Here is a 14,072-nt window from a genome sequence, read left to right on the forward strand (position 1 = left end):
GCAGTCATTAAGAGGAGCGATAGCGACGCGGCAATCTTCGATAGGCTCTTCGCCTGCTTTTCCACCGAAGATTGCCACGCTACGTTCGCTATGACGCATCATATTGTAGGCTTGGTGAGGTCTAAGCCAAGTTCCTGCCGGCATTTACAATACCGTACACGGTGCGCACCACCAGCTTATTGTAGATGCCTATCAATTCCTCATCATTTGTATTATTAAGGCATTGCAATGCGTAGTGTTGTACAATAACCAGCGGCAATACGATCTTTTCGCGGATGGCGATAGAGCGGCGATCTACCGGGAACTCTTCCATCAATACCTTGGTGCCGGTAAGTTCTAATAGCATATTGCGGGTTAGTTCGTACTCGGCTTTAAGTCCTTTCCAGAATGCGCCGAACTTTTTATCTTTTTCCATGTAAGCCGTAACCCTAAAGTCGGATTTGGTCATAGACATCATACAGTTATCCAGCATCGTTTTAAAGAAACCCGATTGTTGGTAAAGCTCCTGCACTTCTGCCCAGCTACCGTTATCCTTCATTTTTTTGAGGGCAGTACCCACACCATAAAAGCCCGGTATATTTTGTTTCAGTTGGCTCCAGGAGGTTACGAAACTAATGGCGCGCAAATCTTCAAGTTTAAGTTTAGCGCCTGCATTACGTTTGGTTGGGCGACTGCTGATGTTGATCTGCGATAATAATTTCAGCGGACTAAATTTCTCCAGGTATTCCACAAATAGCGGGTGTTCGCGAAGCGCCAGGAACAAGCCGTGACTTTCTTCGGCCATTTCGGCTATTAAAGCTTTATGTCTTTCGTCCAGCAGATCGTGATGGTTCGGGTGCAAGGCGCTGGTAATGCCCGCGTTGATCAATTGCTCGGTATTGAACCTTGCCGTTTCTATAGAACCATATTGCGAACTTACGGTTTGGCCTTGTATAGTCAATTGAATATGGTCGTTAGCGATCTCTTTACCCATCGAGGCGTAAAAGCGGTGCGTTTTACCACCACCACGAGCCGGCGGGCCGCCCCTGCCATCAAAAAAGGCGAGGGTAATGTTATGTTTGCGGGCTATGGCGGTAAGTTCAACTTTGGCTTTGTAAATACTCCAGTTTGCCATCAGGTAACCGCCATCTTTAGTACTATCGCTAAAGCCGAGCATGATGGTTTGCCTGTTGCCGCGTTTTTTAAGGTGCGATTTATAGAACGGATGCGTGTATAACTTCTCCATTATATCGCCGGCTTGTTTCAAATCGTTAACGGTTTCAAACAGCGGCATAAAATCAACACTCAATTTATCTTTTTCCCAGCCGCTCCACAAGAACAATGCGATCAGCTGCAAAATATCCGAAGCTTGCTGGCAATTGCTGATGATAAAACGCTGACAACCTTTTTCGCCATTGCTGTGCTGAATTTGTTTCATCAGCCTGATGGTATCCAGCGTATCGCTTATCAGAGGATCGGCATTGGCAGGGCATTTGAAATCGGCCTGGTTAAACGGAAGGCTTTTTATTTTCGACTCCTCGTTCATCTCCGCGTAGTTCTTAGGCACGCCGGTATAAACCTTCTCGGTGGTATATTTAAACACATCGCGCAGCACACGGCTGTCCTGGCGGATATCCAGCGTAGCGAAATATGAACCAAACAGTTGCACCTTTTGCAACAAGTTATCTACAATGCCTACAAACAAGCTATCGTGCTCGTTAACCAAAGTTTCACGCATTGACCTCAGGAGTTTTAATAACTCTGGCTGTAGATCTTTAGGGGTTTCTTGCGGATTGAAAGCGTTATCGTAAAGCAGTTTCTCCAGTTTGCTCAGCGTATCGGCAAAGCCACGGAAAGTAATGCGGCGTTTTAGGTTACGAAAATCGCGGTAGTAGCAACGATAGATAACCTGCCTCAATAGTGACGATACCGAACGCGTGGTTTCCATATGTACGTTAGGGTTACCGTCGCGGTCGCCGCCCGGCCAAAAGCCAAGCTCTAATACCTGCTGATTGCCTTCAATATCAAATTCTTCCTCCAGCTTTGCCTGGATGCCTGATAACGCATTGTAAAATATATTCTCCAGGAACCACACCAAACTAACGGCCTCATCAACCGGGGTTGGCGAGGTTTTATTGAAGAAAGGAGTTTTGCCCAATTGCTGTAAAAGGCCATCGATTGATGGGATGTCATTTGTTTTTAAGGCTTCGATCAAGTCCGTCATGATCCCCAGAACGGTGCCGGGGTAAAACTGGGTTGGGTGAGCGGTAAGCACTAAACGAAGCGAAAAATCTTTCAATTGCTTGCTGATGTTTGCCCTTGCCTGTTCGCTTTGAGATGCCTGCTGCACCATGCTTTGTAAAGTACCGGTATCATCCACACGGCCAACTTTGCTAAACGATGAATCTTCGATAGCGTCAAACAAAACTACCTGGCGTTCAATATATTGTATAAACCTAAATAAACGGTTTAGTTGCTCGCGGTGGTCAACATTAGGCACATATTTTTTAAAGAAAGATTCGATGATGTCGGTTGGTGACGCCTGGTCGGCCGCGCCTTTATCGCAATGCGAACTAAAGAACGGCAGTAAAATACCTGTGTCCTTAACCTGATAAAAAGGCAATGTTTGAAACAAGCTGTTGTACAACTCAAAACGTTTTACAACTTCGTGATTAAAGATAGATTCTTTTTGACTGAGCCTTAAGGTTGATGGCATGTTAGAACAGGTTACAAAAGTTTTACAGGAATAATATCGCCGTGAATTTAACTATCTAAAATTAAAATTAGCTAAAAACTGAAAATTAATAACATTAAGTACATTTTAATGCAATAATGGTTATTGCAAAACCTAACACGTTTTATTTGTTTAATTTTGCACAACAAATCCCCAACCCAATATATAGTAAATGCAAAGCCACAAAAGAGAAATAAAAAGCTTTTTTCACAGTCAGTATTTTTCTGATGGCTTGCGAATGACCATTGGTATCATTACCCCCGCCCTGGTAATGATGCAGTTAGGCTATTTCGATTTAGGCCTTACCCTTTCACTTGGTGCGCTTTGTATTTGTACCATAGACGGGCCGGGGCCTATTTCGCACAAACGCAATGCTATGGCCGCGGGCAATGCTATCATGCTGGCTGTCGCTATTATTACAGGTTATGCAAGATTTAATGTAATCACATTAGGGTTAGAGATCACCGTTTTTTCATTCCTGTTTTCGATGCTCACGGTTTACGGCAACCGGGCGGCATCTGTAGGTACATCGGCATTGCTGGTAATGATATTTATGATGGATAAGGCCGTGCCACCACCGGAGGTACCCATCTTTAGCCTCACCATTTTGGCGGGCGGGCTTTGGTATATGGTTTTCAGCCTGGTATTTTTTGGTATCAGGCCATACCGGGCCGCGCAGCAAACTTTGGGCGAGAACGTGGCCGATATAGCCCGTTTCCTGCGCATAAAAGCCGATTTTTATTTAACAGCGACGGATGTTGACGAGAATTACCGCAAGCTGGTAATCCAACAGATCCAGGTGAGTAACCATCAGGATGCGGTAAGGGAGATCTTATTCAAAAGCCGTTTGCTGGTCAAAGAGTCTACCGCGGCCAGCAGGATATTGGTGCTTACCTTTATTGATCTGGTGGATATGTTTGAGCAGATCATGGCTACACACTACGATTATAATTACATCCGCGAGAAGTTTGAGAGCACAGGTGTACTATCAGAAATTGCAGATTTTCTTCATCACGTGGCCGACGACCTGGATAATATCGGCTATGCGGTACTTGCCAACCAGCGCCCAGAAAAGTTAAGCAACCTTGAACTTAGACTGGAGCATTTAAAACGGCGTATTGATAGCATTGGTGCCGATGATAAGGAAACCAGCAACCTGGTGCTTAAGAAGATTCTCATTAACCTGCGCGACCTTAGCAAAAGCATTTCCAACATTTATAAATACTATCATTCAAAAGCATCAGACAGTTTAGTGCAAAGCCCCACCAATGTGGAGTATTCTAAATTTGTGACCCATCAGGACTTTGCGCCGCATATCTTTTGGGATAACATTACTTTTAAATCCGGCGCGTTCAAGCATGCTTTAAGGGTGGCATTGGTATGTTTGGTGGGTTTTATTACAGCAAAGAATATATCGCTTGGCGGGCATAGTTACTGGGTGTTGTTAACCATTATTGTAATATTAAAACCCGGTTTTAGCCTTTCTAAACAACGCAACTATCAACGTTTGATAGGTACTATAGCGGGTGGGGCTATCGGGATCCTAATACTGAATTTTATCCCCGATAAAACAACGCAGTTCATCATTTTAGTTGTGCTAATGATAGGCACTTATAGCTTTTTAAGGGTAAATTACATTGTGTCGGTGATATTTATGACCCCGTACGTACTTATACTATTTAAATTTTTGGGCTTGGGTACTATAAATATTTTCCAGGAAAGGGTTATAGATACGCTCATCGGTTCTGGCATCGCATTCATAGCCAGTTATGTGTTGTTCCCAACGTGGGAGTTTCAGCAGATAAACGAAACGCTTAAATCGGTTATTACGGCAAATATCAACTACCTGCAAAAGATCTCGGAAAGTATTTCTGGTAAAGTAGTGGAGATCACTGAATATAAACTTGCCCGTAAGGATATTTACGTAAACTCGGCCAACTTATCGGCTATGTTCGAGCGGATGACATCCGAACCGAAAAGCAAGCAAAAAAGCGTTAAAGATCTACATAAGTTTGTAGTGCTCAATCATATCCTTGCTTCCTACTCGGCCAATATAGCATCGGCATTAATCCAATCCGGGCAGGTGGCACCGCATAAGGATATGCTGAAACTGGTTAAAAAGAGCATTGCAGTGTTAAAAGATATCAACAAAAAACTAAGCGGCGAAAGCATTACCCCGGTTGATGCAGCACCAAAAAACAACATGATACCGATACCTGACGCACAGCCTATCCCGCTAACTGAGGATGATGTGCTGATGAAAGACCAGTTAGGGTTTATCAATAAAATCACACTGGATATCGCTAAGATAACAGACAATATTTTAAGGTAAACGAAACTTACTCCGCATTATCATCACCTGCAATAAAACCTTCCTCCTTTTTATTATAAAATTTAGTTTTACCTACATTTAAGGAGCCGGGAGCTATTGGTGCACCTGCTTCCACTTTATCTAACGCAAGGGCTATTTCCCTATCGGTTTCGTGGTTTATAATGCGGCCTTTTTCATATAGCGGCAGGGCCAGCAGGTTAGTAACGCTTATGCCGGGCATCCTTACTTCATCGTTCTCCAAATCAAACTCCACGTTTTCTATAGGCACAAGCACACGGCCTTCCTCCAGGTCAATGTCGTTGCTTTCCATATCGACCACAATGTAACGTACCTTTAAGGTATCCTCGTCGAATAATAACTCGTACACCTCGCCTACCTTGTTCTTGTGGGTATCTTTTACATCCCATCCAAAAATTTCGGGCTGCTCGTCAACTATTTCAAAATCGCTTTCGCTTAGTTCGTATAAATCGTAATTTGTTTTATTATCTGATGCCATGATTATAGGTTATATGGTTATTACTTCTCGCCTTCGGCATATGCTACTATCTCTACACTACGGTTTTGCGCACGGCCTTTTTCGGTCGCGTTGGTAGCAAGAGGCTTTTGCTCGCCTAAAGAATGGATAGAAATTTTATCGGGAACGATATCTGCCTTGGTAGATAGCCAATCCTTAACGGCATTTGCCCTATCCTCGCCAAGTTGTTTATTAGCGCCTGCCGTGCCGGTGGAATCGGTGTGGCCGTAAACCGCTATCTCGGCAGTTTTATAACGCCTTGCCAGCGATGCAGCTATCTGTTCCAATTTGGATTCTGCCGATGGTTGCAAAGTGCTTTCATCTGCGGCAAACAATATATTTTCGCCAAGGCTGTATATGGTGTATTTATCATTGCCTTTTACTATAATGGCGGTATCGGTAACCTCGTCATATTTAGATCTTGGGATGTCAAAATCGATGGCGTTCCAATTTGGTTGTGTAGTTACAATAACATTACTGTCGCTTTTAGCAGAGTCGGTTTGGGTTGTATCGCTGGTATCCATTTTTATCGGGGCCGATTTATTACACCCGCGGTAAAGCAGAACTGCTGTGGCTATGGCTATGATAGCGAAGATGATCCATATAAATACTGAGCCTTTGCGCTTGGGCTGAACGTCGAGTTGTGCCATTTTATTATCGCTTGTTTATTTAATTTGTGATAAGCATTAATCAGGCCAATAAGCATATTATGGCTTTGATCAGCATAATTCAACTTTAACAAACTTGTTACACCGCCGGTCCGAGTATGATTTAAGGCCTGTATTTTATACATTCGCTGTATATAACTAAGCCCTATATAAACGAAATGAAAAATTTAACTAAACTTTTTTTTGCTTCCGCCCTTCTTGCCGGGAGCACGGCCTATGCACAAACAAAAAACGCGGTGGTTGATAACATTGTAAAAGAAGGAACTGATAACTCCCAACTGGAGAAACTGGCCCATGAGCTTTTTGACGGTGTTGGCCCGCGTTTGGTAGGTACCCCGCAGTTTGATAAGGCCGGTAAATGGGCTTTAGACAAATATAAAGGCTGGGGCATTACCGCCAAAGAAGAAAATTGGGGCCAATGGCGCGGCTGGGAACGCGGCATATCACACATTGATATGGTTTACCCCCGTGTAAAATCGTTAGAAGGCACGCAACTTGCCTGGAGCCCCGGCATGAAAAAAGCGGTTACCGCCGAGCTGGTGATATTGCCTGAGTTTGCCGATTCTACCGCTTTTCAAAAATGGTTGCCTGCTGTAAAGGGTAAATTTGTGATGATCTCCATGAACCAGCCAACCGGCCGCCCGGATGATAACTGGAAGGAATTTGCATTAACAAGCTCTTTCGACAAAATGAAAGCTGCCCGTACCGAGCAAACCGCCGCATGGCGCAAACGCATCAGCAATACCGGTTTAACTAACCGCACGTTGCCTGTAGCGCTTGAAAAAGCAGGTGCAGCGGGTATCATTACCTCAAACTGGAGTGCCGGTTTTGGGGTAGATAAAATATTTAGCGCATACACAAAGGTTGTACCTACGGTTGACATCGCTTTAGAAGATTACGGCATGCTTTACCGCCTAACCGAAAGCGGCGACAAACCGAAGATCACTATCCAAACAGAATCAAAAGAGCTTGGCGTTGTGCCGACTTTTAATGTAGTAGGTGAAATTAAAGGCAGCGAAAAACCAAACGAATATGTAATGCTTTCTGCCCACTTCGATTCGTGGGATGGTGGTACGGGCGCTACCGACAACGGTACAGGTACTATCACCATGATGGAGGCTATGCGCATCCTGAAGAAAGTTTATCCGCATCCAAAACGTACTATTTTAGTTGGCCATTGGGCAAGCGAAGAGCAGGGCCTTAACGGTTCGCGTGCGTTTGTAGAAGACCATCCCGAAATTGTTGCCAACCTGCAGGCCCTGTTTAACCAGGATAACGGTACAGGCCGTATTGTTAACATTGGCGGGCAAGGCTACGAAAAATCTGGTGAGTTTATAAACCGTTGGTTACAGGCTGTGCCGGATACTATCCGTCATCAAATAAAAACCAGCTTCCCGGGTTCGCCGGGCGGTGGCGGGTCAGATTTTGCATCATTTGTTGCAGTAGGTGCACCAGGCTTTTCCTTAGGTTCAAACAGCTGGTCGTATGGTAGCTATACCTGGCACACCAACCGCGACACTTACGACAAATTGGTTTTTGACGACGTACGCAGCAATGCAATTTTAACTGCCATCCTTATTTACATGGCTAGCGAAGACCCTGCAAAATTCCCCCGTGATAAAGCAGCGCTCCCTGCAAGCAGCACAGGCCAGCCATCAAAATGGCCTGAGCCGGTTAAAGCAAATCGCCGTGGCGGTTTAGATTAGTTTTTATTTCGAATATTATAAGAAAGCCCGTGTCATACTTTGAAGCGGGCTTTCTTTGTTTAATTCCCTCTTGTGGCGACGGAATTTTTTGAACCTACTTTTTCCTTATTGCATACTTAATGCCACCCAAAATATGTTTCAAATAAAGCGGATCGGCATATGAGGCATCGGTATGGCCGAGGGCGGTGTAAAATGCGCGGCCACTGTCGTAATTATGATACCATGCCATAGGATGATTGCTGCCGTTCTCGCCGCCCTGGTAGCTTTTTTCGTCTATTTTGATGAGTACCTGCAGGTCGGGCGCCATCCATTTATAGTTGTACCACTCATCTAATCTGCGCCAAGTTGCAGGCAGGTGATTGGTAGCCGGAAAACCACGGTCAACCACATTTAATTTGGCTTCTTGTTGTTTAGCCGGGTGGCTTTTAAAATAGGCGCCCACAAGGTTACCGTACCAGGGCCAATCATACTCTGTATCGGTAGCAGCATGGATGCCTACAAAACCTTTTCCAGATCTGATGTATTGCTCAAACGCAGTTTGTTGTTCATTATTCAACACATCGCCGGTAGTGCTCAGGAATATTACTGCTGCATATTGCTTTAGGTTTACTGCCGTAAACTTTGCCGAATTGGTAGTGGTATCCACATCAAAATTATTCTCCCTACCCAACTTTATTATAGCTGGGATTCCCACAGCTATCGACTCGTGGTGAAAGCCCGCGGTTTTACAAAAGATAAGTACTTTGGGTTTTGGTTTGGCACAGCTAATGACTGTAACAAAGCATATAAGTATTAAAGTGGTTATATTATTTTTGATTTTCATGATTTTGTCTTGATTCTTATCTCTTGTTTCTTATCTCTTGTTTCTTGACTCTCCCTTAAAGGTTCCCTTTTTTCAACTCATCTGCCGCGAAATTTGCGGCCCGGGCAGTTAAGGCCATGTAAGTTAAAGATGGGTTTTGGCAAGCCGACGAGGTCATACTGGCACCATCGGTAACAAAAACGTTTTTAGCATCCCAAACCTGGTTATGCTTATTAAGCACTGATGTTTTCGGATCTCGGCCCATGCGTGCGGTACCCATTTCGTGGATGCCATCGCCAATATTATGGCCGCTATCGTGCGTTTCAACGTTTTTAACGCCCGCGGCTTCCAGCATGGCTTTGGCCTCTTTTACAATATCGATGCGCATCTTTTTCTCGTTATCCTTTATCTCGGCATCCATAGATAGTACAGGCAAACCCCACTTATCTTTCACGGTTTTATCAAGAGTGATCTTATTCTCATGATAAGGCAACAGTTCGCCAAAACCGCCTATGCCTATGCGCCAGCCCCCCGGTTCTGCAAGGGCATCTTTATAAGCACCGCCTATGTTTAGTTCGGCAATTTCGCGGCTCCAACCGTTGCGGCTGGCACCACCCTGGTAGCCAAAACCACGCAGATAATCGCGTTTATCATCGCCTATGTTCGCGAAGCGCACAACGTACGGGCCGTTTGCACGGCGGCCGTAGTAATATTTATCATCATAGCCTTCCACATCTCCGCTTGCGCCAAGGTTATAGTGGTGATCCATAATATTGTGGCCCAATTCGCCGCTGCTGCTGCCCAGGCCGCCCTGCCATATATCAGTCGCACTGTTCATTAATACCCAGGCGCTATTCAAGGCCGATGCATTCACGAACACAACTTTGGCATAATACTCATAGGTTTGGTTAGTAACCGCATCCAGCACCTCTACCCCTTTAGCCTTTTTGGTATCTTTATCGTACAATATTTTGGTAACGATAGATTGAGGCCTCACGGTTAAGTTGCCTGTACGCAAAGCAGCCGGCAAGGTTGACGACTGGGTGCTAAAGTACCCGCCAAAGGGGCACCCCTCCCAACACCTGTTCCTGAACTGACAGGCGGTGCGATACGGGATAGCCTTTGTTAGGTTAGCCACCCTGCCGATGATCATATGCCTGCCAAATTTCTTTTTGATGCTCGCGGCCACGTCCTTCTCCACCCAGTTCAGATCCATGGGTGGTAAAAACTGTCCGTCGGGTAAATTGGGGATGTTTTCAATAGAACCGCTGATACCCGCGAATTTTTCCACATGGTCGTACCAGGGCGAGAGATCTTTATAACGGATAGGCCAGTCTATCGCCCACCCATCTTTATCATTCGCTTCAAAATCAAGGTCGCTCCAGCGGTAGCTTTGTCGCCCCCACAAAATAGAACGGCCGCCCAAGCGGTAAGATCGCCACCAGTTAAAAGGTTTTACCTCGGTGTATGGCGACTCCTGCTCGTTTGTCCAAGCATCCATAATAGCTTCCTGCGCGCCCCAGTTACGGGAAATTACCGGGCGCTCCTTGCGCTGCTTTTGAGTTGCGTTGCCACGGTGTTCAAAATCCCACGGGTTATAATTAGCTGTTTTATAATCTTTTATATGCTCGTAGTTTGAGCCGCGCTCCAGCATAATGGTTTTAAGGCCGCGTTCGGTAAGTTCTTTGGCAGCCCAGCCGCCGCTGATGCCCGATCCTATCACAATTGCGTCATAAGTATTGTTAGCCGTAGCCTTGCCATTAATGTTGGGTGCGTTTACTGACATGATTTTCTTGCTTTAAACCGGCTAAAAGCCACCGGGATGATAATTGGTTTAACAATACTATCAATTAACAGCCAATAAATCAAATGTATCTGCAACAATTATAATTCGCTATAAATTGACGGGGCAATGCCTTACATTTGCGTATGCTTCTTGTTAGTCAGCTGTTTATTTACCCCATAAAATCGTTAGGTGGCATATCGTTAGATACCGCCCAACTAACCGACCGCGGCCTTCAGCATGACCGCCGCTGGATGCTGATAGACGAGAATAACCGCTTCCTGTCGCAACGCGAAAACGCCCAACTTGCCCTGTTTAAAATTGAGGTTTTAACAGACGCTTTAAAGGTTGTTTATACTGCCGACGGCACATTTATAAATATCCCATTCGTCCCGCTTAAGCCGGACATGCTTGAGGTTGTTATTTGGGATGATACCTGCGCCGGGCAACTGGTGAGCGATGCTGTTGACGCATGGTTTACGGTTAAACTGGGCATCCCCGCACGGTTGGTTTACATGCCCGATGAAACCCATCGAGCTACCGATCCACGCTACACAAATTCAGGGTCGATAGCTTCGTTTTCTGATGCATATCCCGCCTTAATTATCGGTCAGGCATCGCTAAATGATCTAAATAGCCGCTTGGCAGAACCCTTACCCATGAACCGCTTTCGCCCTAATATCGTATTTGAAGGCGGTGACCCGTACAATGAAGACCACATGAACCACATCCGGATAAACGGCATAGATATGTACGGCGTAAAACTTTGCGCCCGCTGCGTAATGACCACTATTGATCAGGAAACCTTGGCTAAAAGTAAAGAGCCGCTAAAAACCCTGGCAGGTTACAGGCGCAAGGGCGCTAAGATCCTGTTTGGTCAAAACCTGGCATTCCGCAGCACGGGGATTATTAGTGTAGGTGATGAATTGAGTGTGCTATCCACCCATACCGACGAACGCTTTTTCATTAACGATCCGGCTACTTAGGCAGTTCAAAATGTTTTTATTAATTGAATGATATATGAAGAAATACGCAAATTCTCTTCTATAAAATATTTCTCGCCCCAAACGGCTTAACTTGAAATTTACTTATTAAAATTGCGTTGTTAATTATTGTCAATTGCCCATTATGATTTGGGTGCTTAATTTTACATCTTTACTCAATGTTCAGAGAAATAAAGAACCGCTACCTAAGATATCTTTCCATCTTCATATACGCTATAATTATATTCTTTTGCGCCATAGAAATTAACTTTTTGTGGTTGTTCGGCTACTCACCGGATATGCAGGAGATCAAACAACCCACCGTATCAGTAGCATCAGAAGTTTATACAGCCGACGGAAAACTGATTGGTAGTTTTTATAAAGAAAACCGCTCCCCCGTTGAATATAAAGCCCTATCCCCCAATATTGTACACGCATTGGTAGCTACCGAGGATGTGCGTTTTTACAAGCATGGCGGGGTAGATTTTCTGGGCTTTTTTGGCAGTCTCGCATCTACCGCAACTGGCGACCGCCGCGGTGGCAGTACCATTACGCAACAGCTAGCTAAAAACCTGTTCAGCACCCGTAAACGTAAATCTCAGGGGTTGATACGCCACATCCCGCTTTTGCGTACCGTTGTATTTAAATGTAAGGAATGGATAACGGCCTATAAGATAGAACATCAGTACAGCAAAGACCAGATCCTGACTATGTACCTTAATACGGTACCGTTCGGCAATAATTCCTTCGGTATAAAAACGGCTACTTTAAAATACTTCAATAAAATGCCTGATGCGGTTAACCCCGCCGAAGCCGCGACGCTTATAGGTATGCTAAAGGCAACATCAACTTATAACCCTAAAACCAACCCCGCCCGATCGTTGGAACGCCGTAATGTGGTGCTAAGCCAAATGCTGAAGTACAACTACATTGACAAAGCCGCTTACACAGCAAACACCACACTCCCATTAAACCTCGATCTAAGCTATGTTGACCGAACAGGCCAGGGCGACTCATATATCCGCCGCGCGGTTGAAAAGTGGCTGGACAAATGGTGCAAGAAAAACGATTACGACCTTTACGAGGATGGGTTGAAGATCTACACCACTATAGATTCCAAATTACAGCAATACGCCGAAGAGGCTGTTGCAACCAAAATGAAGATGCTGCAAAAGCGTTTCAATAATTTGTGGGGGAATAAAAACCCCTGGAGGGACAGTAAAGGCGTGGAGATAAAAGATTTTTTGTTGAAGGCTGAGCAAAGGTTGCCCATCTACAAAATGCTGACCAAAAAGTATAAAGGCGATACCACGCACATCAACAGCTACTTTGAGAAAAAGAAACGCATGAGCGTGTTTACCTGGAACGGCGATAAAGACACCACCTTCTCCAGTGTAGATTCAATAAAGTATTACACCAAGATCCTGAACACAGGGATGATGACCATGGAGCCATCAACCGGCAAGATCAAAGTTTGGGTGGGCGGCATTGACCATAAATATTTTAATTACGACCACGTAAACCAGGCCAAACGCCAGGCAGGTTCTACATTTAAACCTTTTGCCTACGTAACCGCTTTGGATAATGGCTTTACCCCTTGTGATAAGTTTACCGATAAACCGGTGACCATTAAGTTTAAGGACAATGGCAAGGATGATGTTTGGCAGCCAAACAATGCCGATTTCCATTTCTCGTACCGCGAAATGTCGTTGCGTTGGGCTATGGGTAAATCGGTAAACTCGATAACCGCCCAAGTAACAGAGCATGTGGGTTGGGATAAGATTGTAGAATATGCGCACAAAATAGGGATCGAGAGCCCGCTAAAATCGGTGCCTTCGGTATCATTAGGCTCTAACGATGTTTCTGTTTACGAAATGGTGCGCGCATACAGCACATTCCTTAACAAAGGCGAAAAGGTCGACCCATTATTGGTTACCAAAATAACCGACCAGAAGGGTGATGTGATCGAAGAATTTACACTGAAGGCTGAGCGTGTTTTAAGCGAAGAAACCGCATGGCTGATGCTCTACATGTTCCGCGGTGGTATGGAAGAACCGGGCGGCACATCACAGGCCTTATGGGAATACCCAAGCCTTTGGAAAAAGAACAACCAGATAGGCGGTAAAACAGGCACCTCAAGCGATTACGTGGACGGCTGGTATATGGGGATCACTAAAGACCTGGTAACTGGTATATGGGTTGGTGCCGATGACCGTAGCGTTCATTTTACCAATTCAGAAACCGGCGAAGGTTCTCATACGGCACTTCCGATTTTTGGAGCATTCATGGAAAAAGTATATGCCGATCCTAATTCGGGCTATACTTACGGCCCATTCCCTAAGCCATGGGTTAAGATCACTAAGGAATATATGTGCCCGTCGCCGATAATACATGAGGATACCACATCAACAGACAGCCTGATGGAAATGCCTATGGATACTACAGCCGCGCCGGTTAGCGTGCCTGCAACCGAGGAAAATAAAGAGGAGACACCGGAAAATAAACCGCCGGCTGCGAAATAATTGAGGCAACCCGGCTTGCTTGGGGAACGTATTTAATATAAATTAGCAA

General features: G+C 45.1%; 9 protein-coding genes. 4 read left to right on the forward strand and 5 right to left on the reverse strand.

All coding sequences use genetic code 11. The annotated features are described in order from the left end of the window. Positions 1-121 precede the first annotated feature (121 nt). Positions 122-2,695 (reverse strand): phosphoenolpyruvate carboxylase, encoded by a 2,574-nt coding sequence (locus ABIB39_RS13240; RefSeq protein WP_354430630.1) that lies wholly within the window; start codon positions 2,693-2,695, stop codon positions 122-124. 190 nt (positions 2,696-2,885) lie between these two features. On the opposite strand from ABIB39_RS13240, the gene ABIB39_RS13245 reads away from it, so the two are divergent. After that, positions 2,886-5,045, forward strand: coding sequence for an FUSC family membrane protein (locus ABIB39_RS13245; protein ID WP_354430631.1), 2,160 nt, complete (start codon positions 2,886-2,888; stop codon positions 5,043-5,045). Positions 5,046-5,052: 7 nt separating this feature from the next. On the opposite strand, the gene ABIB39_RS13250 is transcribed toward ABIB39_RS13245, so the two are convergent. Both ABIB39_RS13250 and ABIB39_RS13255 read right to left on the reverse strand, forming a co-directional pair. After that, on the reverse strand, positions 5,053-5,541 hold the full coding sequence (locus ABIB39_RS13250; RefSeq protein WP_354430632.1) for a PRC-barrel domain-containing protein: 489 nt from the start codon (positions 5,539-5,541) through the stop codon (positions 5,053-5,055). A gap of 20 nt (positions 5,542-5,561) precedes the next feature. Then, on the reverse strand, positions 5,562-6,209 hold the full coding sequence (locus tag ABIB39_RS13255) for an OmpA family protein (protein WP_354430633.1): 648 nt from the start codon (positions 6,207-6,209) through the stop codon (positions 5,562-5,564). A 176-nt stretch (positions 6,210-6,385) separates the two neighbouring features. Here ABIB39_RS13255 and ABIB39_RS13260 point away from each other — a divergent pair, with 176 nt between their 5' ends. Further along, positions 6,386-7,933: a M20/M25/M40 family metallo-hydrolase gene (locus tag ABIB39_RS13260; RefSeq protein ID WP_354430634.1), complete on the forward strand. Its 1,548-nt coding sequence runs from the start codon at positions 6,386-6,388 to the stop codon at positions 7,931-7,933. A 94-nt stretch (positions 7,934-8,027) separates the two neighbouring features. Here ABIB39_RS13260 and ABIB39_RS13265 read toward each other — a convergent pair whose 3' ends face one another. After that, on the reverse strand, positions 8,028-8,756 hold the full coding sequence (locus ABIB39_RS13265) for a ThuA domain-containing protein (protein WP_354430636.1): 729 nt from the start codon (positions 8,754-8,756) through the stop codon (positions 8,028-8,030). A 55-nt stretch (positions 8,757-8,811) separates the two neighbouring features. Next, positions 8,812-10,521 (reverse strand): GMC oxidoreductase, encoded by a 1,710-nt coding sequence (locus ABIB39_RS13270; RefSeq protein WP_354430637.1) that lies wholly within the window; start codon positions 10,519-10,521, stop codon positions 8,812-8,814. 143 nt (positions 10,522-10,664) lie between these two features. Between ABIB39_RS13270 and ABIB39_RS13275 the strand changes: the two genes are divergently transcribed. Beyond that, positions 10,665-11,504, forward strand: a complete 840-nt coding sequence (locus ABIB39_RS13275) for an MOSC domain-containing protein (RefSeq protein ID WP_354430638.1) — start codon at positions 10,665-10,667, stop codon at positions 11,502-11,504. A 176-nt stretch (positions 11,505-11,680) separates the two neighbouring features. Beyond that, positions 11,681-14,023 (forward strand): penicillin-binding protein 1A, encoded by a 2,343-nt coding sequence (locus ABIB39_RS13280; RefSeq protein WP_354430639.1) that lies wholly within the window; start codon positions 11,681-11,683, stop codon positions 14,021-14,023. Positions 14,024-14,072 lie beyond the last annotated feature (49 nt).

It is taken from the genome of Mucilaginibacter sp. UYP27 (assembly GCF_040547175.1).
Taxonomy (GTDB): domain Bacteria; phylum Bacteroidota; class Bacteroidia; order Sphingobacteriales; family Sphingobacteriaceae; genus Mucilaginibacter.